This is a genomic window from Streptomyces sp. NPDC088732 (assembly GCF_044751205.1).
In the GTDB taxonomy this organism is placed as follows: Bacteria; Actinomycetota; Actinomycetes; order Streptomycetales; family Streptomycetaceae; genus Actinacidiphila.
This window is the reverse complement of the sequence record NZ_JBIVLI010000001.1, coordinates 570,091-594,092: the sequence shown is the minus strand read 5'-3', so window position 1 is coordinate 594,092 and position 24,002 is coordinate 570,091. Positions and strand designations below refer to the sequence as shown.

Annotated in this window: 17 protein-coding genes and 1 pseudogene; 8 read left to right on the top strand and 10 right to left on the bottom strand. The window is 73.3% G+C overall.

All coding sequences use genetic code 11. The features are described 5' to 3' along the window. The first annotated feature begins 17 nt into the window (after nt 1-17). Nucleotides 18-1,169 (top strand): XdhC family protein, encoded by a 1,152-nt coding sequence (locus tag ACIP9H_RS02540; protein ID WP_401957051.1) that lies wholly within the window; start codon nt 18-20, stop codon nt 1,167-1,169. On the opposite strand, the gene ACIP9H_RS02535 is transcribed toward ACIP9H_RS02540, so the two are convergent. Further along, nucleotides 1,150-3,918 carry a SpoIIE family protein phosphatase gene (locus ACIP9H_RS02535; RefSeq protein ID WP_401957048.1) on the bottom strand — a complete coding sequence of 923 codons (2,769 nt, stop codon included), beginning with the start codon at nt 3,916-3,918 and terminating at the stop codon, nt 1,150-1,152. The two genes, ACIP9H_RS02540 and ACIP9H_RS02535, sit on opposite strands and share 20 nt — an antisense overlap. Nucleotides 3,919-4,089: 171 nt before the next feature. Between ACIP9H_RS02535 and ACIP9H_RS02530 the strand changes: the two genes are divergently transcribed. The 3 genes from ACIP9H_RS02530 (at nt 4,090) to ACIP9H_RS02520 (ending at nt 7,301) form a co-directional block, all read left to right on the top strand. Then, entirely contained in the window at nt 4,090-5,472 is a 1,383-nt protein-coding gene (locus ACIP9H_RS02530; RefSeq protein ID WP_401957045.1) for an NADP-dependent succinic semialdehyde dehydrogenase, read from the top strand. 87 nt (nt 5,473-5,559) lie between these two features. Next, nucleotides 5,560-6,468: an NAD(P)-dependent oxidoreductase gene (locus ACIP9H_RS02525; RefSeq protein WP_401957043.1), complete on the top strand. Its 909-nt coding sequence runs from the start codon at nt 5,560-5,562 to the stop codon at nt 6,466-6,468. 35 nt (nt 6,469-6,503) lie between these two features. Then, the gene (locus tag ACIP9H_RS02520) at nt 6,504-7,301 is read left to right on the top strand and encodes a maleylpyruvate isomerase family mycothiol-dependent enzyme (RefSeq protein WP_401957040.1); all 798 of its coding nucleotides are present in this window, start codon (nt 6,504-6,506) and stop codon (nt 7,299-7,301) included. Nucleotides 7,302-7,376: 75 nt separating this feature from the next. Here ACIP9H_RS02520 and ACIP9H_RS02515 read toward each other — a convergent pair whose 3' ends face one another. Continuing rightward, nucleotides 7,377-7,937 (bottom strand): NADPH-dependent FMN reductase, encoded by a 561-nt coding sequence (locus ACIP9H_RS02515; RefSeq protein ID WP_401593435.1) that lies wholly within the window; start codon nt 7,935-7,937, stop codon nt 7,377-7,379. A gap of 114 nt (nt 7,938-8,051) precedes the next feature. Between ACIP9H_RS02515 and ACIP9H_RS02510 the strand changes: the two genes are divergently transcribed. Next, a complete protein-coding gene (locus ACIP9H_RS02510) occupies nt 8,052-8,561 on the top strand; it encodes a MarR family winged helix-turn-helix transcriptional regulator (RefSeq protein WP_401593438.1) in 510 nt (169 codons plus the stop codon). Between the two features lie 471 nt (nt 8,562-9,032). On the opposite strand, the gene ACIP9H_RS02505 is transcribed toward ACIP9H_RS02510, so the two are convergent. Together ACIP9H_RS02505 and ACIP9H_RS02500 are read right to left on the bottom strand one after the other, a co-directional pair. Next, nucleotides 9,033-11,834, bottom strand: coding sequence for an AAA family ATPase (locus ACIP9H_RS02505; RefSeq protein WP_401593441.1), 2,802 nt, complete (start codon nt 11,832-11,834; stop codon nt 9,033-9,035). A gap of 539 nt (nt 11,835-12,373) precedes the next feature. Then, nucleotides 12,374-13,231 (bottom strand): response regulator transcription factor, encoded by an 858-nt coding sequence (locus tag ACIP9H_RS02500; protein WP_401593443.1) that lies wholly within the window; start codon nt 13,229-13,231, stop codon nt 12,374-12,376. Nucleotides 13,232-13,324: 93 nt separating this feature from the next. Between ACIP9H_RS02500 and ACIP9H_RS02495 the strand changes: the two genes are divergently transcribed. Both ACIP9H_RS02495 and ACIP9H_RS02490 read left to right on the top strand, forming a co-directional pair. Further along, nucleotides 13,325-15,001: an AMP-binding protein gene (locus ACIP9H_RS02495; protein ID WP_401593446.1), complete on the top strand. Its 1,677-nt coding sequence runs from the start codon at nt 13,325-13,327 to the stop codon at nt 14,999-15,001. Beyond that, nucleotides 14,998-16,641 carry an AMP-binding protein gene (locus tag ACIP9H_RS02490; RefSeq protein ID WP_401957035.1) on the top strand — a complete coding sequence of 548 codons (1,644 nt, stop codon included), beginning with the start codon at nt 14,998-15,000 and terminating at the stop codon, nt 16,639-16,641. The genes ACIP9H_RS02495 and ACIP9H_RS02490 overlap by 4 nt, the downstream gene beginning before the upstream one ends. On the opposite strand, the pseudogene ACIP9H_RS02485 reads toward ACIP9H_RS02490, so the two are convergent. Then, nucleotides 16,628-17,166: pseudogene (locus ACIP9H_RS02485) on the bottom strand (AAA family ATPase). The gene ACIP9H_RS02490 and the pseudogene ACIP9H_RS02485 overlap by 14 nt on opposite strands. Before the next feature lie 410 nt (nt 17,167-17,576). After that, nucleotides 17,577-18,374 carry a hypothetical protein gene (locus ACIP9H_RS02480; protein ID WP_401593451.1) on the bottom strand — a complete coding sequence of 266 codons (798 nt, stop codon included), beginning with the start codon at nt 18,372-18,374 and terminating at the stop codon, nt 17,577-17,579. Between the two features lie 261 nt (nt 18,375-18,635). On the opposite strand from ACIP9H_RS02480, the gene gcl reads away from it, so the two are divergent. Next, the gene (gene gcl / locus ACIP9H_RS02475; RefSeq protein WP_401593454.1) at nt 18,636-20,423 is read left to right on the top strand and encodes a glyoxylate carboligase; all 1,788 of its coding nucleotides are present in this window, start codon (nt 18,636-18,638) and stop codon (nt 20,421-20,423) included. A gap of 88 nt (nt 20,424-20,511) precedes the next feature. Here the strand turns inward: gcl and ACIP9H_RS02470 are convergent, their stop codons facing one another. The 4 genes from ACIP9H_RS02470 to ACIP9H_RS02455 all read right to left on the bottom strand — a co-directional run bounded on the left by ACIP9H_RS02470 (nt 20,512) and on the right by ACIP9H_RS02455 (nt 23,973). After that, nucleotides 20,512-21,057 (bottom strand): EF-hand domain-containing protein, encoded by a 546-nt coding sequence (locus tag ACIP9H_RS02470; protein WP_401593457.1) that lies wholly within the window; start codon nt 21,055-21,057, stop codon nt 20,512-20,514. 147 nt (nt 21,058-21,204) lie between these two features. Then, nucleotides 21,205-21,933, bottom strand: coding sequence for a hypothetical protein (locus ACIP9H_RS02465; protein ID WP_401593460.1), 729 nt, complete (start codon nt 21,931-21,933; stop codon nt 21,205-21,207). Between the two features lie 265 nt (nt 21,934-22,198). Further along, nucleotides 22,199-23,128 carry a 2-hydroxy-3-oxopropionate reductase gene (locus tag ACIP9H_RS02460; RefSeq protein ID WP_401957030.1) on the bottom strand — a complete coding sequence of 310 codons (930 nt, stop codon included), beginning with the start codon at nt 23,126-23,128 and terminating at the stop codon, nt 22,199-22,201. Beyond that, nucleotides 23,125-23,973, bottom strand: a complete 849-nt coding sequence (locus tag ACIP9H_RS02455) for a TIM barrel protein (RefSeq protein ID WP_360909048.1) — start codon at nt 23,971-23,973, stop codon at nt 23,125-23,127. Before ACIP9H_RS02455 ends, ACIP9H_RS02460 begins: the two co-directional genes overlap by 4 nt. Nucleotides 23,974-24,002: the final 29 nt, after the last annotated feature.

Here is a 24,002-nt window from a genome sequence, read left to right as displayed (position 1 = left end):
GTCAAGGAGCGCCATTCATGCTGGACATCGCCGGTGAACTGCACCGCTGGGCCGGGCAGGGCAGGCCGTTCGCGGTCGCGACCGTCGTCGCGGTCGGCGGCAGCGCGCCCCGGCAGCCCGGGGCGGCCCTGGCCGTCGACGCCGGGGGGACCGCCGTCGGCAGTGTGTCCGGCGGGTGCGTCGAAGGCGCCGTCTACGAGGTGTGCCGGGAGGTGCTGGAGTCCGGAGAGCCCGTGCTCCAGCACTTCGGCCACGCGGACGACGACGCCTTCGCCGTCGGGCTGACCTGCGGCGGCACCATCGACGTCTTCGTCCAGCGGATCGACCCCCGCGCCGAGCCGCACTACGCCGCGGCGCTGGCCGGCGCGGTCGCCGGGGACGCCGTCGCCGTGGCCAGGGTCGTCCGCGGCCCGGCCGCACTGCTGGGCCGGGGCCTGCTGGTGCGGCCCGGCGGAGCGTACGAGGGCACGCTCGGCGACCCGCGCCTGGACCGTACGGCGGCCGCCGAGGCCCGCGCGCTGCTGGCGGCGGGACGCACCGCGACCGCGCACATCGGCGCGGACGGCAGCCGCTGCGGCGAGCCGGTCACGCTGCTCGTCGAGGCCGGGGTGCCGCCGCCGCGCATGCTGGTGTTCGGCGCGGTGGACTTCGCCGCCGCCCTCGTACGGGCCGGCCGGTTCCTCGGGTACACCGTGACGGTCTGCGACGCCCGCGCGGTCTTCGCGACCGCGCGCCGCTTCCCCGACGCCGACGAGGTGGTCGTCGACTGGCCGCACCGCTACCTCGAACGGACCCCGGTCGACGGCCGTACCGCGGTGTGCGTGCTCACCCACGACGACAGGTTCGACGTGCCGCTGCTGGAGCGCGCCCTGCGCATGCCGGTCGGGTACGTGGGCGCCATGGGGTCCCGGCGCACCCACGAACAGCGCCTGGAGCGGCTGCGCGCGACGGGCCTGGCGGAGGGGGAACTCGCCCGGCTGCACAGCCCGATAGGGCTCGACCTCGGCGCCCGCACCCCGGAGGAGACCGCGCTGTCCATCGCCGCCGAGATCGTCGCCCACCGGCGCGGCGGCTCCGGCGTCCCGCTCACCGGCGGGCACACCCCGATCCATCGCGACGAGCCCGCGCCCGCCGCACCGGCCGCGGGCGTCACCACTCCGGCGGCGTGACCCCCGCGAGCGCCTGCTCGGCCCAGATGACCTTGCCCGTGGCGGTGTAGCGGGTGCCCCAGCGCTCGGCGAACTGGGCGACGAGGAACAGGCCCCGGCCGCCCTCATCGGTGGTGGCCGCGTAGCGCAGGTGAGGGGCGGTACTGCCGGCGTCGGAGACCTCGCAGATGAGGGTCCGGTCCAGGATCAGCCGCACGTGGATGGGCTCGGCCCCGTAGCGGATGGCATTGGTGATCAGCTCGCTGAGCAGCAGTTCGGTGGTGAAGGACAGCTCCGCGAGCCCCCATTCGGCCAGCCGGCGGGACACCGCCGCCCGGACGCCGGAGACGGCCGCCGGGTCGCCCGGCACGTCCCACTCGGCGACGCGGCTGCCGTCCAGCACGCGGGTGCGGGCCACGAGCAGCGCGATGTCGTCGGCGGGGTCCGGCGGCAGCATCGCGTCGAGCACGTCCCCGCAGATCGCCTCGGGGTCCCGGCCCCGGCGCCCCGCCAGGACGCCGAGCAGTTGTTCCAGGCCCTCGTCGATGTCCCGTTCGCGGTCCTCGACGAGGCCGTCGGTGTACAGGACGAGGGTGCTGTCCTCGGGCAGCACGACCTCCACCGCGGAGAAGGGCATCCCGCCCAGGCCCAGCGGGGGTCCCTGGGGCAGTTCGAGGAAGTCCACCGCGCCGTCGGGCCCCACCAGGGCAGGCAGCAGATGGCCCGCCCGGGCCAGGGTGCACACCGCCGAGACGGGGTCGTAGACCGCGTAGAGGCAGGTGGCGCCGGAGACCGCGGTGCCGCCGGGGACACGTCCCGCGACCGCACTCGCGTCGTCGCCCTCATCTTCGCCGCCGTTCTCGCCGGTGTCCGGGAGCGCGTCGGGCCGGTCCATGCGGCCGACCAGTTCGTCCAGGTGGCTCAGCAGCTCGTCCGGCGGCAGGTCCAGGGCGGAGAAGTTGTGCACGGCCGTGCGCAGCCGCCCCATCGTGGCCGCCGCGTGCAGGCCGTGCCCGACCACGTCCCCCACGACCAGGGCGACACGGGCCCCCGGCAGCGGGAGCACGTCGAACCAGTCGCCGCCCACCCCCGCCTGCGCGGGCAGGTAGCGGTAGGCTGCGTCGATCGCGTTCAGCCGGGGCAGCTTCTGCGGCAGCAGGCTGCGCTGGAGGGTCTCGGCCATGGTGTGCTCGCGGGTGAACCGGCGGGCGTTGTCGATGCAGACCGCGGCGCGTGCCGCCAGCTCCTCGGCCAGTGACAGGTCGTCCTCCTCGAACGGCGGGCTCTCCTGCGATCGCCAGAAGTTGACCAGGCCGAGCAGGACGCCGCGCGCGCTCAGCGGCGCGCAGATCAGCGAGTGGATGCCGAAGGAGAGGACCTTGGCGTTGCGCTCCGGGTCCTGCCGCCGCCAGTCCGCGGAGTCCGCGAGACACGGCTCCAGCACCGCGCGGCCGGTCGTCAGCCCGGTGGCCTGGGGACTCGACGGCGGGACCACCACCGGGTGCCCCTCGGGGCCCAGCGGCGGGTCCGGGCGCACCCCGCTCACCGCCACCCGGCGCATCGTCACGGCCGGGCCGGGCCGCAGCGGCTCCTCGCCGTGCAGCACCGGTTCCGCCAGGTCCACGGTGACGTAGTCGGCGAAGCGCGGGACGGCGACCTCCGCGAGTTCCTCGGCGGTGCGCGTGATGTCCAGCGTGGTGCCGATCGCCACGCTCGCGTCGTACAGCAGCCGCAGCCGGGTCCTGGCCGTCTCGGCGCGGCCGGACAGGGCGCGCAGCTCGGTGGCGTCCCGCAGGGTGGCCACCGAGCCGGGCGGGCCGCCGTTGAGGTCGGTGGGCCGGTTGTTGAGCACCAGGAGGCGGTCGCCGGCGGGCAGCACCTCGTCCGTCACCGTGCGGCCCGAGGACAGCAGTTCGCGGGCACGCGTCTCCAGGCCGAGCTCGCCGACGGGCCGGCCCTCGGCGTCCGCGGGCAGCCGCAGCAGCCGCCGCGCCTCGTCGTTGGCGAGCTGGAGCCGCCCGTCCCCGTCGAGGATGAGGACGCCCTCGCGCACGGCGTGCAGCACCGCGTCGTGGTGCTCGTACATACGGGTCATCTCCAGCGGCCCGAGGCCGCCGGTCTGGCGCAGCAGCCGTCTGCCGATCAGCCAGGTGCCGCCCATGGCGAGCGCCATCGCCACGGCGGCGCTGCCCAGCAGGATGGGCAGTATCTGGTTGACCACGCCGCTGACCTTGGCGATGGTGATGCCCGCGGACACGATGCCGACGACCTTGCCCTGGGCGTCGAACACCGGCACGTTCGCCTGGATGAGCGGTCCGAGGGTGCCGGTGACGGTCTCCGTCACCACCTCGCCGTGCAGCGCGGGACCGATGTCGCCGACGAACTTCTCCCCGATGCGGTCCGGCACGGGGTGGGTGTAGCGGGTCCCCTCGGTGTCCGTCACGACGATGAAGTCCACGCCGGAGCGCTTGCGGGCCTCCTCCGCCCTCGGCTGGAGGACCGCCGAGGGGTCGGGCGAGGCCAGGGCCTGGGCGACCCCGGGGGCACTGGCGAAGGCGGCGGCCACGGCCACCGAGCGGTTGCCCACCTCCTGCCGGCTGTCGTGCTTCGCCTGGACCAGGAGTTCGACCACCGCGGCGGCGACCAGCAGGAGCACCACCACGACCTGCAGCAGGAAGACCTGGCCGGCGACGCTGCGTCCGGCCAGCAGAACACGCAGGCCCCGGGCCGGCGGTCTTCGCGAGGCCTGCTGGTCGTTGGGGCCCGCCATAGGGCTATGTCTACACGCACGGAACCGATGAGGCGACTGGTACGCGGGGGTACGGTCGGCGGCCGCGGCGGGTGCGCCGGACGAGTGCCCCGCGGCGTGCCCGGGCCGCGGTGCGACACCAGCGCAAACAGGTGAATTGCTGATGTTTTCGGGCGGTCATACCGTGGATTCATGGCTATCGCAACCACGAGCCCTGTGACAGGTGAGGTCCTCAGGAGGTTCGATGAGCTGACCCCTGAGGAGCTCGAGGACAAGCTCGCCCGGGCGGCGGCAGCGGCCGCTTCGTACCGGCTGACGGGCGTCGAGGAGCGGGCGGAATGGCTGCACCACGCGGCCGACCGTCTGGAGAAGGAGGTCGAGAGCGTCAGCACGATGATCACCTCGGAGATGGGCAAGACCTTCCGCGCCGCGGAGGAGGAGGTGGTCAAGTGCGTGCACGGGCTGCGGTTCTACGCCACCGAGGGGCCCGCGCTCCTGCGGGACCTGGAGTCCGACGCCGGGCGCGTGGGCGCCGCGCGGACGTTCGTGACGTATCAGCCGATCGGCGTGGTGCTCGCCGTGATGCCGTGGAACCTGCCGCTGTGGCAGGCCATGCGGTTCGCCGCGCCCGCGCTGATGGCGGGCAACGTGGGTCTGCTCAAGCACGCCTCGAACGTGCCGCAGTGCGCCCTGTACCTGGAGGAGCTCTTCCACGACGCGGGCTTCCCCGACGACGTGTTCCAGACGCTGCTGATCTCCGCCGGCAGGGTGGAGCAGGTGCTGCGCGACCCGCGGGTGGCGGCGGCGACGCTGACGGGCAGCGAGCCCGCCGGGCGGTCGGTGGCCGGCATCGCCGGTGACGAGATCAAGAAGGTGGTCCTGGAACTCGGCGGCTCGGACCCGTTCATCGTCATGCCCTCCACGAACCTGGAGCGGGCGACCGATGTCGCGGTCAAGGCGCGGTGCCTCAACAACGGGCAGTCCTGCATCAACGGCAAGCGCTTCTTCGTGCACGAGGAGATCGGCGGCGCGTTCCTCGAGATGTTCGTGGCGAAGATGGGCGCGCTGGTGGTGGGCGACCCGATGGACGCGGCCACCGACGTCGGGCCGCTGGCCACGGAGTCCGGCCGGGGGGACGTGGAGTCGTACGTCGACGACGCCGTCGCCAAGGGCGCGACGGTCCTGCTCGGCGGCGAACGCCCGGACCGGCCCGGGTGGTTCTACCCGCCGACCGTGCTGACCGGCACCACGCCGGACATGCGGATGTACCACGAGGAGGTCTTCGGTCCCGTGGCGCAGGTGTGGACGGTGCCCTCCCTGGACGAGGCCCTGCGGGAGGCCAACGGGCACCCCTACGGCCTCGGGTCGAACCTGTGGAGCGAGGACGAGGCCGAACGCGAACTGTTCGTCCGCGACGTGCAGTCGGGCATGGCCTTCATCAACGGCAACACGACCAGTTACCCCGAGATCCCCTTCGGCGGCGTCAAGCGCAGCGGCTACGGCCGCGAGCTGTCCGACCTGGGCATGCGGGAGTTCATGAACGCCAAGACCGTCTGGATCGGGCAGCACGCCTGACCCCCCGGCCGCCGGACGCGAGTCGGCACGACAGGGCCCGCGCCGCCGGCGCGGCGCGCGGCCCGCCGACCACAGGGAGGCACGGCGATGAGCGAAACGAACCGGACGGCCTCGTCCGGGCAGAGCGGACCCGTGGTCGCGGTGCTGGGCACGGGCACCATGGGGGAGGCCATGGCCCGCAACATTGCGGCGGCGGGTCTGGGACTGCGTGTCTGGAACCGCAACCGCGCCGTCGCGGAACCGCTGGCGGGCGCCGGGGCGACGGTGTGCGGCACACCGGCCGAGGCCTGCCGCGGCGCCGATGTCGTCCTGACGGCGCTCGCGAACGAGAAGGTCGTCGCCGACGTCATGGACCAGGCCCGCGACGGCCTGGCCGGCCGGCCCGTGTGGATGCAGACCTGCACGGTCTCCCCGGACGGGGGCAGGCGCCTCGCGCAGCAGGCGGACCGGCTCGGCGTCCCGTACGTCGAGGCCCCGCTGCTCGGCACCAAGGAGCCGGCCGTGGCCGGCACCCTGACCGTCCTGGCGGCCTCCCCGCAGCGGGAGGCGCGGGAGCTGGTGCGGCCCGTGCTGGAGGCGGTGGGCTCGCGCACCGTCTGGCTCGACGAGGTGGGCCAGCCGAGCGGCCTCAAACTCGCCTACAACGCCTGGGTCCTGACCACCGTGGAGGGCATCGCCGAGTCCCTCACCCTGGCCGGCACCCTGGGCGTGGACCCGCACATGGTCATCGACGTCATCGACGGCAGCGGCCTCAACAGCCCGTACGTCCAGACCAAGGGCCCGCGGATGCTCGACGACGACCTCGACACCCCGTCGTTCCCCCTCGAAGCGGCCGCCAAGGACGCCGGGCTGATCACCGACACCGCCCGCGCCGCGGGACTGCACCTGGGGATCGCCGAGGTCGTCAGCGAACGGCTGCACCTCGCGAGCGACGACGGGCTCGGCCGCGCGGACGTCGCCGCGACCTACCGGATGTCCCGCCACGCCGCGGTCTGACCGGACCGTCCTGCGAAGGAGGCGGGTGAGGAACGATGACCCGTGCCGGCATCGCCGCCGCGCGTATGAGCACGGCGCACTTGGCGGAGATCGTCCCCCAGGTGGACGACGCGCAGTGGGAACTGCCGTCGGCGTGCGAGGGGTGGCGCGTCATCGACGTGATGGCGCACCTCGCGGCGCTGGCCTCCGAGGCGGTGGATCCGCCGCCGCCCGATCCGTCACTGCCGCGGAACCGCGAGCGCTACCACGATCTGCGCGTCGACGAACGCCGCGGCCTGAGCCATGCCGACGTCCTCGCCGAGTGGCGGCTCAGCACCCCGCGGCAGCTCGACCTCCTGGAAGCGGCCCAGGAACCGCCCGCGGCGGGGGAGCCCGTCGAGGTGCCCGGCCTCGGGACGTATCCGCGGCATCTCCTGGCGAACACCATGGCGTTCAACGTCTTCTGCCATCTGCGCAACGACATGCTCGCCCCGGACGGTCCCCTTCCCTTCACCCTCCCGGAGCCGACCGACGGCGAGGTGGCGCCCGCCGTGGAGTTCATGCTCGCCGGCCTGCCCCAGATGCAGGGCCCGGAACTGGCCGCGACGGTGACGCGGCCCCTCGTGCTCGACCTGACCGGGCCGGGGGCCACCACCGTCACCGTCCTGCCCGCCGACGGGCCGGACGGCAGGCTCACCGTGGCGCCGGGCGCCGATGCGCCCACCCGCGTCCGGAGCACGGCACTGGACTTCATCGCCTGGGCCACCACCCGCACACCCTGGCGCGACCACTGCCGCATCACGGGGGACGTGTCCGCCGCGACACCGTTCCTGGACCGCCTCGACATCATCTAGCGGTGCGTTGGAGGGAGCGGACGGCAGCCGAAGGCAGGGGCGCCCGCCGGGCGCCCCTGCCTCGTCAATGCGCGGTCAGCCGCGCAGAGGCGCCAGGGCGCTGCTCCAGGCGACGACCTCGTCGATGAGCGTCGACAGGGTGGCGGCCTGGTGCTCACCCGGGGCGAACTCGGAGAAGTTGACGAAGTCGGTGAAGAGCGACAGCGCGACCTGGGTGCGCACGTCGGCCATCTTCAGCTCACCGGCGATCAGGCGCAGGTGCTCGGCGGCGCGGGCGCCACCGACCGAGCCGTAGGAGACGATGCCGAGGGCCTTGTTGTTCCACTCGGCGAACAGGTAGTCGATCGCGTTCTTCAGCACACCGGAGGTGGAGTGGTTGTACTCCGGGGTGACGAAGATGAAGCCGTCGAAGCCGGCGATCTTCTCGGCCCACTCCTTGGTGTGGGCGTTCTGGTACTGGCCCATGGCCGGCGGCATGGGCTCGTCGAGGTGGGGGAGGGGGTAGTCCGCGAGGTCCACCAGCTCGAAGGTCGCGTCGCCGCCGTGGGTGCGGGCCTGCTCGACGACCCAGTGGGCCACCTTCTCGCCGTTGCGGCCGGGACGGGTGCTGCCGAGGATGATGCCGATCCTGGTCATGTCGGGAATTCCTGCTCTGTGCATGGGGAATTGATCTTGAAGCTTCAACTGAAGCGCCGCTCGAACTGTAACAGACGAACTTGAAGCTTCAAGCCTTTTGTTAACCTGGTCCTCATGACGAAGAATCCGGACACATCGGTGGGCGAGGTGACTGCGGCGGAGCCGCGCTGGCTGCGCGGTGACGAGCTGGCGACCTGGATGTCGATGGCCCGGGTGCTGACCCTGCTCCTGCCCGCGCTGGAACGGCGGCTGGAGCAGGACGCCGACCTGAACTGGATGGAGTACCACGTCCTGGCGAAGCTTTCCGAGCAGGACGGCCGCACGATGCGGATGAGTGAGCTGGCCGGCCTCGCGAGCGCTTCCCTCTCGCGCCTGTCCCATGTGGTCAAGCGCCTGGAGGGGCGGGGCTACATCCGTCGCGAGACCGATCCGTGCGACGGCCGGTACACCAATGCCACCCTCACCTGCGAGGGCTTCGGGAAACTGGTCGCGTCCGCCCCCGCGCACGTCGAGGCGGTCCGCGCTCTGATCTTCGACACCCTGGAGCCGGGTGAGGCCGTCCGCCTCAAGTCCGCCTTCGACCGTATCCACGCCGCCGTCGACGCGGCGGGAGGCGGCTGCTGACGCCGCCGGACGTGGAGAGGGGCGCCGCAGGTGGCTCGTGGCCGACCCGCGGCGCCCCCGGCGCTCCCTGACGGTTGGTCAGGAGTTCATGGCGGCGGACCGGCCGGCGCGCCGCGGTCGCCGTGACCGCGGCGGCGGGCCTTCCTTGCACGGCGAGCCGGGGCGCGGAGCTCCTGGGGTGCCGGTGGGGGGACGTGCGGCTGCCGGTGGGGCGGCAGGGGAGTCCGCGCGAACGGCACGGCCGGAGCCGACGCCGTCGGCGACCGTGGAACGAAGAGACGAGGCGCACACGGCGTCTCGCGGTGCTGAACTGCTGTGCTGCGTGCGGCACTTACGGTAGGGGCGACCCGGCGGCCCCTCAACGAGGGATGCCCCTCGCCCGGTTGCGCAGGGAAAACCCTCGGTCACGCACAGGCACCGGAGCCGGCCGGAACCCGCCCCCGGCGGACCCCGGCCCGTGCCCTGGAGGGGTCAGCCCGCGCGGCGGCCCGCGGCGAGGCGGACGATGTCGACCCGCGAGCGGATGCCCAGCTTGCGGTAGACGCGGGTGAGGGTCGCCTCCACGGTCTTGACGCTGATGAACAGGGTCGCGGCGATCTCCCGGTTGGTGGCGCCCTCCAGGACCAGGGAGGCGACCTGGCGCTCCATCGTGGCCAGCCCCTCCAACTCCGGAGGAGCTGCCGCAGGCGACTCCGCCGCGGGACCGACGTGGTCGAGCCACGGCTGGGCCTTCGCCCGGCGGAAGAGGCGGGCCGCCTCCTCCAGCGCGGCCTGGGCGGCGGAACGGTTGCGGCGCTCGGCCTCGACATGGGCGACGGCGAGCACCGCCCGCGCCTCCTCCAGGCCGTAGCCCAGCCCGGCGAGCCGCTGCCGCGCCGCGGTGAGGACGGCCACCGCGCTCTCGGCGTTGCCGCGGGCGGCCAGCAGCATGCCCTCGGCGCGCTCCAGCACGGCCAGGATGCTGTGCCGCCGCAGCCGGACGGCGTGCGTGCGGGTCGCGTCGATGACCTCGCGTGCCTCGCCGAGTGCGCCGGTGAGGACGAGGGCCTCGGCCAGGTCGCCCTGCCAGCGGCCGCGCGCGGGTTCGGTCACGCCCATCTCGCGTTCCAGTTCCCGCACCCGGCGCAGCGCCTCCACCGCGCCCTGCGGGTCCGCGCCGACCAGCCGCGCGTGCCCGAGCGCGTACAGCGCCCGCGTCATGTACGGCATGTCGCTGTCGGCCTCGGCCCGCCGCACCGCGTCCCCGGCCAGCGACAGGGCGCGCTCCACCGTGCCGCCGCCGGCCTCGGCCAAGGAGGCGATCTGGAGCGCGAAGCCCTCGCCGATGCCGATGTCCTCGGCCAGCCGCAGACTCTCCCTGGCCAGTTCGAGGGCCGTTCCGCAGCGGCCGGAGCGCAGTTCGATCTCGGCGAGGCTGCGCACCGAGTAGACCTCGCTCTCCACCGCGCCGCGCTGGCGCGCCTCGCCGACCAGCCAGGTCAGCGCGGTGCGGGCCTCGTCCAGCTGGTCGCTCATCAGCAGGTAGCGCGAGCGGATGTAGACCGGGCCGTTGTGGTTCATGGCGACCTCGGGGTCCTGCGGTTCCGCGGAGGCCAGTGCCAGGGTGGCGGCGGCGTCCGGGTGGCCCATCGTCGTCTCGTTGAGCGCCTTGAAGGACAGCGCGAGCAGTTCGGTCCGCCGGTCGCCCGCCTTCGCGGCGAGCGCCGCCGACCGGGCGGCCTCGGCGCGGGCCCGGATCATCTGGCCGTCCACCAGCGCCCGCCAGGCCAGCTGGTAGCGCACCAGGCCCTGCAGGCGCGGGTCGTCGCCGGCGTCCGCCAGGGCCTGCGGGTAGACGTCGTCGACCTCGGACAGGGCCTGGCCGACGGAGTCGATCACCACGATCCACGCCCGTACGCGGTCCGCCGGTTCCGTCGCCACCGCGAGCACCTCACGGGCGGTGGCGCGGGCGAGTTCGGGCTCCGCGGCGGTCAGCGCGTCCTCGGCGGCCCGCAGCCGCCGCTGGTCGGCGCTGGGCATCGCACCGGCCGGGGTGTGCCGGGCCGCCAGCAGGCCCAGTTGCGCGGCCATCGACGGTGCCCCGCGCAGCCGGGCCTCGTCCGCGGCCTCGGCGAGGCTCGCCGCGACCCGCCGGTCCTTGCCGGTCGTCGCCAGGGCCAGGTGCCGGGCGCGTTCGATCGGGTCGCCGGCCGCGGCGGCCAGCGCGGCGTGCGCGCTGCGCCGGTCCTCGGGGGTGGCCTCCGCGTACAGCGCCGCGGATATCAGCGGGTGGGCGAAGCGGATGAGCCCGCTGTGGTCGTGGTCCATCTCGACCAGGCCGAGCGAGGCAGCGACCGCGGTCTCGCTCTCGGCGTTGGCCCGCCCGGCGCTGCGCAGCGTCGCGAGGGTGGGGCGCGCCCCCGCGCTGGCGATCAGGAGCGTGCGCCGGGTCTCGGCGGACAGCATCTCCAGCCGGTTGAGCACGAGCGCGCGCAGCGAGGTCGGCACCGGCAGCGGCTCGCCGGGCTGCGGCGGCGTCCGGCTCTCCGCCAGGGCGCGGCCCAGCTCCAGCGCGAACAGCGGATTGCCGCCGCTGGTGACGTGGATGTCCCGGACGACCGCGCGCGGTAGACCGGTGTGCCCGCGCGCCTCCAGGAGTTCGGACACCTCGGGGCGGGACAGCGGCGTCACGCGCAGCGTCAGCGCGTCCTGCGGGAACGCCCACGCATAGCGGTCCTGCTGGTCCTGCGGATCGGCGTCGGTGCGCACGGCGCCGAGCACCCGGATCGGCAGGCCCGCCACGCGGCGGGCCGCGAAGGCCAGCAGTTCGGCACTGGCCGGATCCATCCACTGCAGGTCGTCCACGACGATCAGCACCGGCCCCCGCGCGGCCAGCGCACGCAGCACCGACAGCACCGCCAGCCGCAGGGCCAGGCCGTCCCGTTGCAGGGAGGACTCACCGCGGCCGGTCAGCGCCGACTCCAGCGCCGCGCGCTGCGGGCCCGGCAGGCGCTCGGACACCTCGTCGGCGACGAGCCCCAGCAGGTCGACCAGGGCGAGGAAGGGGAGATGGGACTCCGATTCCGTCGCGGAACACCGCAGCACGGCCGTGGCGCCGCCGGCGCATTCGGCCGCGAGGGTCCGCAGGACGGTGGACTTCCCGATTCCGGCCGGGCCGTACAGCAGGAGGCTGCCCCCCTCGGTCACATGCCCGCGGGCGCGCGCGAGCACATCACCTCGCCCAATCACCTGGTCAGGTCGGGGTCGGGCCGGCACGTCGAAGGCCTGTTCCACGGTCGCCGCTCCCCTCAGTGTCGTGTTCGGGACAATGTTAAGCAAAGGGCCATTGAATCCCGACAGGTCTGTGGCTGGCAGAGTTTAGTGATTGTCCGCTATACGGAATATCCCTGTGCGCCGGATTTATATCCGGTGATGAGAGGCCAAGTCGGGAAAAAACCGGGAGCGCCTCCTTCCTGACACCCTTTCAGTATCCCCCGATGTCCGGCAGCGATCCCCGTTCGTCCTCCGCCCCGGGTTCCGCGCACTGAGCCATACGGGCGGGCTTGACGCACAGCGACGTGTCGTGGCGTCCTCCCGGCGTCCGGTGGCCGATCGTCGCAGAGGGAATGGTGACGGAGCGTCAGCCCCGCCCATGCCGTGGCCGCCGCCACGCCTCCAGCGGCGGCCACGGACCCGCCACCGCCCGGGGCCGCGCCCCCGTCGGCGGATGAGCCCCCCGAACCATCGCTGGGGGTGCCCGCCCCAGGTGCGGTGCGTCGCACGGCGGAGAGCCGCCTCGTGGCCGGCGTGGCCGGGCTCACAGGGCAATACACCTAGGGCAGCAGCCCCGCGCGGCGGGCCGCGACCACGGCCTCCAGGCGGGTGTGCGCGCCGAGCTTGCGCATGGCGGACCGCAGATAGCTCTTGACGGTCTCCGGGCGCACCCCCAGCCGTTCGCCCGCCGCGGCGTTGGTGTCGCCGCCGGCGACGCAGGCGAGGACGTCGATCTCGCGGGCGGACAGCGGCACGGTCCGGGCGCCGGGGTCGGGCGGGGCGGTGGGGGCCAGGGACGCGGCGGCCAGCCGGCCGCAGGCGGCGAGCAGCTCCTGGCGCAGCAGGGGATCGGTGACGCGCTGGGCGAGGGCCCGCAGTTCCCCGTGCGCCTCGCGGACCTCCTCCCACGCCGCCGGGTCGCCCGCCGTCGGCTGGCGGCACGTGGACAGCAGGCGGTCCGCCTCGTCCCGCACCACGAGCCGGTGCTCCAGTTCGCGGGCCGCCTCGACGGCGGCGCTGACCGGCCGGTCGCCGAGTGCGGTCGGGTGGCGCAGCGCGCCGTACAGGACGCCGCGCACCCGGCGGCGCACGACCACCGGCACCGCGAGCACCGAACGCAGCCCCTCGGCGGCCACGGCGCCGTCGTACTCGTGGCTGATCACCCGCGAGGCGCCGTAGTCGGTGACGGCCAGCGGCCGGCCGAGCGCGATGGTCTTGCCGCCCAGGCCGTTGCCGAGGGTGACGGCAAGTCCCTGCAAGGAACTGGTGGCGGTGCCGGACAGCTCGGATATCCGCAGCTCACGCGGGTCGGGGAGGAGTCCGCCGAAGGCGACGGGAAGCCCGCTGGCGCGCCGCATCCGCAGCAGCGCCGCCCGCAGCTCGGCCGCCTCGCCCGTTCCCGTCCCGCTACCCGGCATCTCCCCGCGCTCCTTCACCCCCGATCGGGGGTAGTGAGAGCTCTGTCGCTCACCACAGGATGCTACTGAGGGGGCAGGCAATAAGGAGGACACATGGCGGCAACCAGCCGGACAGACGAGTTCCGGTCGGCCCGGGACTTCCTGCTGCGCCACCGGGAGGACTGGAAGACGGCGTACGAGGGCTTCCGCTGGCCGCGGCCCGAGCACTTCAACTGGGCGCTCGAGTGGTTCGACGTGATCGCCGAGGGCAACGACCGCCCGGCCCTGCACATCGTCGAGGAGGACGGCACCGAGACCGTCGTCTCGTTCGCCGCCATGTCCGAGCGGTCGAACCGCGTGGCCGTGCGGCTGCGCGAGTGGGGTGTGCGGGCCGGCGACCGGATCGTGGTCATGCTCGGCAACGAGGCCGAGTTGTGGGAGACCGCGCTGGCCGCCATGAAGCTGCGCGCCGTCGTCATCCCCGCCACCCCCCTGCTCGGGCCGGCCGACCTGACCGACCGCGTGGAGCGCGGGCAGGCCCGCCATGTGATCGTCCGCTCCGCGGACACCGCCAAGTTCGACACGGTCCCGGGGGACTACACCCGGATCGCCGTCGGGGGCGCGCCCGAGGGCTGGCTGGCGTACGAGGACACCGCGGGCACCCCCGCGGACTTCACGCCGGACGGCGAGACCCGCGCCGACGACCCGCTGATGCTCTACTTCACCTCGGGCACCACCGCCCGGCCCAAGCTCGTCGAGCACACCCACATCTCCTACCCCGTGGGCCACCTCGCCACCATGTACTGGATCGGCCTGCGCCCCGGCGACGTCCACCTCAACATCTCCTCGCCGGGCTGGGCCAAGCACGCCTGGTCCAACCTGTTCGCGCCGTGGAGCGCCGAGGCGACCGTCTTCATCCACAACTATTCCCGCTTCGACGCGGGCCGCCTCATGGCCGAGATGGACCGGGCGGGCGTCACCAGCTTCTGCGCCCCGCCGACCGTCTGGCGCATGCTGATCCAGGCCGACCTGACCGCGCTGCGCACCCCGCCGCGCGAGGTCGTCGCCGCGGGCGAGCCGCTGAACCCCGAGGTCATCGAGCACGTACGGCGCGCCTGGGGGCTCACCATCCGGGACGGCTTCGGCCAGACCGAGACCGCCGTGCAGGTCGCCAACCCGCCCGGCCAGCCGCTCAAGCCGGGCTCGATGGGCCGCCCGAGCCCCGGGTACGTGGTGGAGCTGGTGGACCCCGTCACCGGCAAGCCCGGCGACGAGGGCGAGATCTGCCTGGACCTGTCCGCGCGTCCGGTCGGCCTGATGACCGGCTACGCCGGGGACCCGGAGCGGACCGCCGAGGCGATGGCCGGCGGCTACTACCGCACCGGCGACATCGGCTCGCGCGACGCCGACGGCTACATCACCTACGTGGGCCGCTCGGACGACGTCTTCAAGGCCTCCGACTACAAGATCAGCCCGTTCGAGCTGGAGAGCGCCCTGCTGGAGCACGAGGCCGTCGCCGAGGCGGCCGTCGTCCCCTCGCCCGATCCGCTGCGGCTGGCCGTGCCGAAGGCGTACGTCGTGCTCGCGGAGGGCTGGGAGCCGGACGCGGGGACCGCGGCCGCGCTCTTCGCGCACTCGCGGCAGGTGCTCGCCCCGTACAAGCGGGTGCGCGTGCTGGAGTTCGCCGACCTGCCCAAGACCGTCTCCGGCAAGATCCGCCGCATCGAACTGCGGCAGCGCACCGCCGAGGGAAGCACCGGCACCGAGTACCGCGAGGAGGACCACAAGTGACCGCACCCGGCAGACCGTCGCAAGGCCAGGAGCCCGCGGAACCCTCCTACGCCTCCGGCACCGGCACCACCGCGCTGCTCGGCGACACCATCGGCCGCAACCTCGACCGCGCCGTGGCCGCCTGGCCGGACCGCGAGGCACTGGTCGACGTGGCCGGCGGCCGCCGCTGGACGTACGCGCAGTTCTCCGGCGCCGTGGACGACGTGGCGCGCGGCCTGCTCGCCAAGGGCGTCGGCAAGGGCGACCGGGTCGGGATCTGGGCGGTCAACTGCCCGGAGTGGGTGCTCGTCCAGTACGCCACGGCCCGCATCGGCGCGATCATGGTGAACATCAACCCGGCGTACCGGGTGCACGAACTGGCCTACGTCCTCAACCAGGCCGGCATCGAGGTCCTGGTCTCCTCGACTGCGTACAAGGACAGCGACTACCGGGCCATGGTCGACCGGGTCCGCCCTCAGTGCCGGTCGCTGAGCGAGGTCGTGTACATCGGCGGCCCCAGCTGGGACGCGCTCGTCGCGGCCGGCGCCCATGTGCCGTACGCGCAACTGGCGGAGCGCGAGGCCGAGTTGTCCTGCGACGACCCGGTCAACATCCAGTACACCTCCGGCACGACCGGCTTCCCCAAGGGCGCGACGCTGTCGCACCACAACATCCTCAACAACGGCTTCTTCGTGGGGGAGTCGATCGCGTACACCGAACAGGACCGGGTCTGCTTGCCGGTGCCGTTCTACCACTGCTTCGGCATGGTGATGGGAAACCTCGGCGTCACCTCGCACGGCGCCTGCATCGTCATACCGGCGCCCACCTTCGACCCCGCGGCCACGCTGCGGGCGGTGGAGCAGGAGCGCTGCACCTCGCTCTACGGGGTGCCGACGATGTTCATCGCCGAGCTCAACCTGCCCGGCTTCGCGAACTACGACCTGTCCTCGCTGCGCACCGGCATCATGGCCGGCTCGCCCTGTCCGGTGGAGGTCATGAAGCGGGTCGTCGCCGAGATGCACATGGCCGAGGTCTCCATCTGCTACGGGATGACCGAGACCTCGCCGGTCTCCTGCCAGACCCGGCGCGACGACGACCTGGAACGCCGTACCGGCACCGTCGGCAGGGTCCTGCCGCACATCGAGGTGAAGGTCGTCGACACCGCCGGCGTGACCGTTCCGCGCGGTGCGGCGGGCGAACTGTGCACCCGCGGCTACTCGGTGATGCTCGGCTACTGGGACGAGCCGGAGAAGACCGCCGAGGCGATCGACGCGAGCCGCTGGATGCACACCGGCGATCTCGCGGTCATGCGCGAGGACGGCTACCTGCAGATCGTCGGCCGCATCAAGGACATGATCATCCGCGGCGGGGAGAACGTCTACCCGCGGGAGATCGAGGAGTTCCTGTACGGGCACCCCGGCATCGCCGACGTCCAGGTGGTCGGCGTCCCCGACGAGCGCTACGGCGAGGAGATCCTCGCCTGCGTCATCCTCAAGGACCCGGCCGCGACGCTCACCGTCCAGGACCTCGCCGACTACTGCCGCGGCCGGCTGGCGCACTACAAGGTGCCCCGCCACCTGCGGCTCATGGAGTCCTTCCCGATGACGGTGAGCGGCAAGGTGCGCAAGATCGAACTGCGGGAGTCCTTCAGCCCGCGGTGACGTCTTCGGCGGCCGCCGCGATCCGCAGGGCCGCCTCGCGCGGCGGCACGCCGGTGGTGTCCAGCACGGTGCCCGCCTCGCGCAGCCACGGCAGGGCCGCCTCGTACTCGGCGAGGTGGTCCAGCCGCCACTGCCGTGCGCCGGTCTCGACGGTGTCCTCCTCGATACGGCGGGTCAGGGTGGCTCTGTCGCTGTGCAGCACGAAGTGCCGTACGGGCAGGCCCTGCCGGGCCAGGCCGTCGCGGAGCTCCGCCCAGTAGGCCGCCACGAGCACGGTCTGCGGCACGACCAGCGGACCGCCGAGGAGCGCCGCACCTGCGCGATCGACTCCACGGCCAGCGCGCGCCAAGGCGGCCACTCCTGGAAGTCGCGCACAGGCGCGGCCTGTGCCAGTACGTGCCGGAGTATGAAGCCGACGTGCTCGGTGTCGAAGACGTGCGCCCCCGGCAGCAGTCGGCCCAACTCCGCGGCAGTGGTGGTTTTGCCCGCGCCGAAGGTCCCGTTCAGCCGGATGATCCCGTCCATCGGGACACCATGTCAGGGCCCGCGGACGCCACCCCGTGCGTCGGCAGCGGTCGAGGACGGCGACGACGTCGTACGCGTCCGGCTCGCCGGGCCAGGCGCCCGCGCCGATCGTCAGCGTCCACCACCGCTTGGCGACGGTGACGGACGTCGCCGACCGGCTCCGCGCAAGGCCGAGTTGCCGCCGGCCGTGCCTCCGCGGTGCCGCGCGGACGCGGGAGGCGGCACCGGGCGGCCCCGGCGCTGCGGCGGCACGTGCGACCAGGCAGTCCTGCCGCAGCGGGCGGCCGGTTCCGCCGGTCCCGGCGACCAGCACGGCCACGGCGGTCCGCCCGCCCCGCACGGGGTCCGCCTCGTCCACGACCGCGGAGAACTCCGCCGCGACCGCCGCGGCCGCCATCCGCCCTGTCCCTTCAGACGCTGGTGTCGGCGGAGCCGTCGTTCGCGGGAGCGTCCTCGTCGTTCGGGCCCAGGCACAGGATGTACCGGGTTCTCCCGTGCTCCTCGCCATAGGTGGCGACGGTCTGGGGGTAAGCGGGGCAGAGGCTGGGGTCGCCGGTGTCCTCGAAGCGGCCGACGACCTTGTACCGGGCGTCGGGGGAACCGCAGTCGACGACCGAGACATCGGCGTAGAACGCGTCGCCGCTGCTGCGCACGCAGTCGCCGACGGCGGCGAACTCGGGATCGTCGTGGAGGAGGAACCAGAGTCCGCCGACGATCGCGACCGGGAGCAGCAGTCCGAGGGCGACCGGACGCAGGAAGAGGGGCCTGCCGGGGTCGGCGGGCCTGCGCGGGGCGCCGGCGACGGGTTCGCCGAGGCGCTTGACCTTCACCCACTGCCTGAGGTTGAGCAGCATCACGACGGGGTTGATGATCATCGACGGCGCGCCCCACCAGCCCTGCACCAGGCTGTCGCCGGTCATCTTGCGGTGCGCGGCGAGGCCGCAGGACCGGCAGAAGTAGCCCTTGAGCCGCAGCCGCCGCATGAGGACGAGCATGCCCTGGTGCCCGCGGAAGGTGGCGGCCGCCGCGGGCACCGAGCCGCAGAAGCTGCACGAGGGGCCGTACCCGGGTATGTCCATGCTCATCGACTGCTGCGGCAGGAAGGGCCACTGCGGCGGGTAGAGCGACGGGGGCCGCTGCGCGGCGGGCTGCGGCTCGGCCTGCGGCGCGGGCTGGGGCGCGGGAGCGGGTGGCGTCGGTGCGGTCACGGAGGTCCCCCCCGGGATCTGTGGTGCTGAGGTGCGGTGCTGATGCGCATATGGAGCCACCGCACCCTACTGGTCCGTACATGTGTTCCACCACGGATTTCGCCGGCATCCGCGCGCCCTCTTCTTGACCGGTGCGCGCGGCACGCCCTATGTTCGATGCAGTTCCACATAACAAAAGTAAATTTCCGCATGGCGGAAAAATGGACCTCAGCGTGGCTGGGACGCGACACCTGGACCGCCGGACGACGCAGGAGTGAGCGAATGCCTCGAATGACCGCCGCCCGAGCGGCAGTGGAGATCCTCAAGCGGGAGGGCGTCGACACCGCGTTCGGCGTGCCCGGCGCCGCCATCAACCCCTTCTACGCGGCCCTCAAGGCCTCCGGCGGCATCACCCACACGCTCGCCCGCCACGTCGAGGGGGCCTCGCACATGGCGGAGGGCTACACGCGCACCGCCCCGGGTAACATCGGCGTCTGCATCGGCACCTCCGGCCCGGCGGGCACCGACATGATCACCGGCCTCTACTCGGCCATCGGCGACTCGATCCCGATCCTGTGCATCACCGGGCAGGCACCCACCGCGGTGATCCACAAGGAGGACTTCCAGGCCGTCGACATCGCCTCCATCGCGGCGCCCGTCACCAAGGCCGCGACCACCGTGCTGGAGGCCGCGCAGGTCCCCGGCGTCTTCCAGAAGGCCTTCCACCTCATGCGGTCCGGCCGGCCGGGGCCGGTCCTGATCGACCTGCCGGTGGACGTCCAGCTCACCGAGATCGAGTTCGACCCCGAGACGTACGAGCCGCTGCCGGTCTGGAAGCCCGCCGCCACCCGGCGGCAGATCGAGAAGGCGCTGGCCATGCTGAACGCGGCCGAGCGCCCCCTGATCGTCGCGGGCGGCGGCGTCATCAACGCCGACGCCTCCGCCCTGCTCGTGGAGTTCGCGGAACTGACCGGCACACCGGTCGTGCCGACCCTGATGGGCTGGGGCGCCATCGCGGACGACCACCCGCTGAACGCGGGCATGGTGGGACTGCAGACCTCGCACCGCTACGGCAACGCGACGTTCCTGGAGTCCGACTTCGTGCTCGGCATCGGCAACCGCTGGGCCAACCGGCACACCGGCCGCATCGACGTGTACACCGCGGGCCGCACCTTCGTGCACGTCGACATCGAGCCCACCCAGATCGGCAAGATCTTCGCCCCCGACTACGGCATCACCTCCGACGCCGCGGCCGCGCTCGCGCTCTTCGTCGAGGCCGCCCGCGAGCTGAAGGAGGCGGGGCGGCTGCCGGACCGCGGCGCCTGGGCGGCATCCGCGCGCGAGCGCAAGGCCACGCTGCACCGCCGCACCCACTTCGACGACGTCCCGATGAAGCCGCAGCGGGTGTACGAGGAGATGAACAAGGCCTTCGGCCCCGAGACCCGGTACGTCTCCACCATCGGGCTCTCCCAGATCGCCGGCGCCCAGATGCTGCACGTCTACCGGCCGCGGCACTGGATCAACTGCGGCCAGGCCGGGCCGCTCGGCTGGACCGTCCCCGCGGCCCTCGGCGTGGCCAAGGCCGACCCGGAGGCGTCCGTGGTCGCCCTGTCCGGCGACTACGACTTCCAGTTCATGATCGAGGAACTGGCGGTCGGTGCGCAGCACCGCATCCCGTACGTGCACGTCCTGGTCAACAACGCCTACCTGGGCCTGATCCGCCAGGCGCAGCGCGCCTTCGACATCGACTTCGAGGTCAACCTGGAGTTCGAGAACGTCAACTCGCCCGAACTGGGCGTCTACGGCGTCGACCATGTCAAGGTCGCCGAGGGCCTGGGCTGCAAGGCCCTGCGGGTCACCGACCCGGCGGAGCTGGGCGCCGCCTTCGAACGGGCGAAGAAGCTCGCCGCGGAGTACCGGGTGCCCGTGGTGGTCGAGGCGATCCTGGAGCGCGTCACGAACATCGCGATGAGCGTCACCAACGACATCGGCAACGTGGTGGAGTTCGAGGAACTGGCCACCGAGCCCGGCCACGCGCCCACCGAGATCCTGCCGCTCGCCGGCGGCTGACCCGTCCGCCGCCGCGTGGTCCCGGCCGCCGCGTCCCGCCTCGGCGGGTGCGGCGGCCGGCGTCAGTCCGCGCGGGCGGCGGGCCCGCTCAGAGCGGGCCGAAGAGCCAGTTGCCGGGGGCCGCGGGATCGGTGCCGGTGTAGTACGCCCGGATCGCCGTCACGAGCTCGGCCGTGCTCACCAGGCCGTCGCCGTCGGTGTCGAGGCGGTCGAAGGCGGCGACGACCGCGGAGGCCGGGGTGCTGAAGGCGCGTTGCAGGATCTCGAACTCGCCCCGCTGGACCCGCCCGTCGCCGTCGGTGTCGCAGAGGTGGACGACCGCCTCGGCGGCGGGATGGAAGACGGGGTCGAAGGCCGGGCCCTCGATGAAGGCCCGGGTCATGCCGTGGCGGTACTCGGCGGAGGACAGCCGCCCGTCGCGGTCGCCGTCGGCATAGGCCGCGAGCTCCGCCCAGACGGCGTCGAGGCGCACCACGACCGGCCTGCCCTTGGGCGAGGTGGGGGACTGGCCGAAGCCGTGAATCAGCCGCGCGCCGACGTCCTGCAAGTCGGCGCGCTCGGCATACCCGTTGCCGTCCGTGTCCAGGCGGCGGAAGGATATGTCGAGCTTGCGCTTCAAGAGGGCGGTAGACATCGCTGCGTCCTGACGTAGTCCTGGGGTCTCCTGGAGTCGGGAGAGGGGAACTTCTCGATGTTCCCCCGGGAGCGCCGCTCGCGCGACCCGAGTGGCCACACAGGGTGAGGCCGGGGGCAGAGCGGGCCGGACGCGGCGCGTCCGTCCTCAGGGCCGGGCGCGCGGGCCGGTGCGGATGAGGGCGTCCGCGGCGTCGTTCACCGGCTGCGGGGTGCCGGTGAGGTCCATGACGAAGAGCGGCACGCCGAGCTGGTCGGCGCGCAGCCGGGCGTCGTGCGCGTAGCCGGCCAGCGAGAAGAAGGCGCCGGAGGAGTCCTCGTTGAGGCAGTTCAGCCAGAGGGTCTCCACGTCCCGCAGCACGCTCGGCCGGGTCGTCGGGTCCACTTGGGCGACCACCCCGTCCCCGCGCAGGTCGATGCCGTTGGCGGCGCGCTCCGAGGCGATCCGCACCCCGCCGAAGCCGAGCCACTTCAGGTACTGCGCGGCGGCGGTCAGCGCGTCCCGCGCGGTGCGGATCGTCACCGGTCGGAACGGGGCCCGGTGCCCCGGCGCCGTCGGCGCCGCCCCGGCGGGGTGCTCGACGGCGGCGGGCCGGGCCGGCGGCGTGCGCAGCGCCCGCGTGTCCACCGGCAGCCGGACCACCGCCCCGCACTCGCAGCCGAGTTCGGGCTGCGGCCACTGGTCCTCGCGGTGGCAGTCGGGGCAGCGCATGCCCACCCAGGAGTCGGACCAGGAGCGGTGGCGGATCAGCAGCGGGATGCCGCCGCGCAGCAGCGGCAGCGTGAGGGGCGTGCCACAGGCACACGGGAACACGGGGGCGGTGTACGTGTGCTCCCGGCGGCAGGCCGGGCAGCGCACGGGCACACTCTCTGCCATGGTTCGGGACTCCAGGGCGGGTGCTTACCGGGCGGCGGACGTACCCTCCATGTTCTCCTACGGGACGCCGCTCCCGCAGCTCTCCTGCGCTCCCGCGCGCGCCGGTTGACCCGCGCACAGGTGTCCGCGCCGCCAGGACCAACCCCTCAGAAGTTCATGGCGGCGCGGACGGTCGTGATCCTCCCGGGCCGGGGAGGGGTTCCGGGCGGTGGCGTCCGTCGGGCGCGACAGGACAGAAACGGACGCCACCGCCCGGAAGTCGGGGTCAGCCGGTGACCGGCAGACCGGACAGGCGCTCCACCCCGCGCAGCAGGGCGGAGTGGTCGAGGCCGCCGTCGCCCTGGGCGCGCAGCGCGGCCACGAGACCGGCGACGACGGAGCCGACGGGCAGGGCGGCGCCGACCGCGCGGGCGGCGTCGGTGACGATGCCCATGTCCTTGTGGTGGAGGTCGATGCGGAAGCCGGGGGCGAACTCGCGGTGCAGGAAGTTCTGCTTTTTGCGGTTCAGCACCGTGGAGCCGGCCAGGCCGCCGCCCAGCACCTCCAGGGCCGTGCCCAGGTCGACGCCCGACTTCTCCAGGAAGACCACGGCCTCGGCGCAGGCCTGGATGTTGACGGCGACGATCAGCTGGTTGGCGGCCTTCACCGTCTGGCCGGCGCCGTGCGGACCGCACAGCACGACGGTCCTGCCGAGGGCGTCGAACAAGGGACGGGCCTCGTCGAAGTCGGCCTGCGCGCCGCCCACCATGATGGACAGCACCGCCTCGATCGCGCCCGCCTCGCCGCCGGAGACCGGGGCGTCCAGGACCCGGATGCCCTTGGACGCCGCGGCGTTGGCCAGGTCGACGGAGGTCCGCGGTGTGATCGACGACATGTCGACCAGCAGGGCGCCCGGCCTCGCGTGCGCGAGGATGCCGTCCTCGCCGTACGCGATCGCCTCGACCTGCGGGGAGGCCGGGACCATCGTGACGATGACGTCGGCGTCCCCGACGGCCTCGGCGATCGAGCCCGCGGCGGTGCCGCCGGCGGCCGCGAGGCGGTCGAGCTTGTCCTGCTCGAGGGTGTAACCGGTGACGGTGTAACCGGCCTTGAGCAGGTTCTCCGCCATCGGGGAGCCCATGATGCCGAGGCCGATCCAGGCCACCTGGGGGAGGCCGGTAGGGGAGGAGGCGGCGGCCTGGGGCGTGGTGGTCATGGTGTCCTCTCGGGTTGCTGGGCGGCGTCGGCGAGCCAGCCGAAGGAGGCGGCGCTCCCCTCCGGTCCCGGCTTGTACTCCAGGCCGATCCAGCCGTCGTAGCCCGCCGTGCGCAGGCGGTCGACGAGGCCGGCCAGGGGCAGCGAGCCCGTTCCGGGGGCGCCGCGGCCGGGGTTGTCGGCGATCTGGACGTGGCCGGTGCGGTCGGCGTAGGCGTCGATCACGGCCGGCAGGTCCTCGCCGTTCATCGACAGGTGGTAGAGGTCGAGCAGGAATTGGGCGTTGCCGAGGCCGGTCTCCGCGTTGACCTTGTCGACGACCTCGACGGCGGCGGGCGCGCTGACCAGCGGATAGCGCGGCGACTCGGGTGCGTTGAGGGCCTCGACGAGCAGGGTGGCGCCGACCCGGTGGGCGGCGTGCGCGGCCCGCACCAGGTTCTCCAGGGCGAGTTCGTCCTGCGCCTCGGCGCCGGCGCCGTCGACCCGGTTGCCGTAGAGGGCGTTGAGGGCGGTGCAGCCGACCGAGCGCGCGAAGTCGGCGGCGATGTCGATGTTGGCGCGGAAGCGCGCGGACTCCTCGCCGGGCACGGACAGCGCGCCGCGGTCGGGTCCGGGCAGCTGCCCCGCGTAGAAGTTCAGCCCCACGAGCCGGGTGCCCGCGTGCTCCAGGGCGGAGCGCAGTTCGTCGAGACGCGCCTTCGGCGGGGTGGGTGCGTCCGGCCACGGCCACCACAGCTCCACGGCCTCGAAGCCCGCGGCCGCGGCTGCGGCCGGGCGCTCCAGGAGCGGGAGTTCGGTGAAGAGGATCGAGAGGTTCACATCGCAGCGCGTGGAGTCGAAGCCCATCCCGTGCGCCCCTTCCGTCCGGTGTTCCG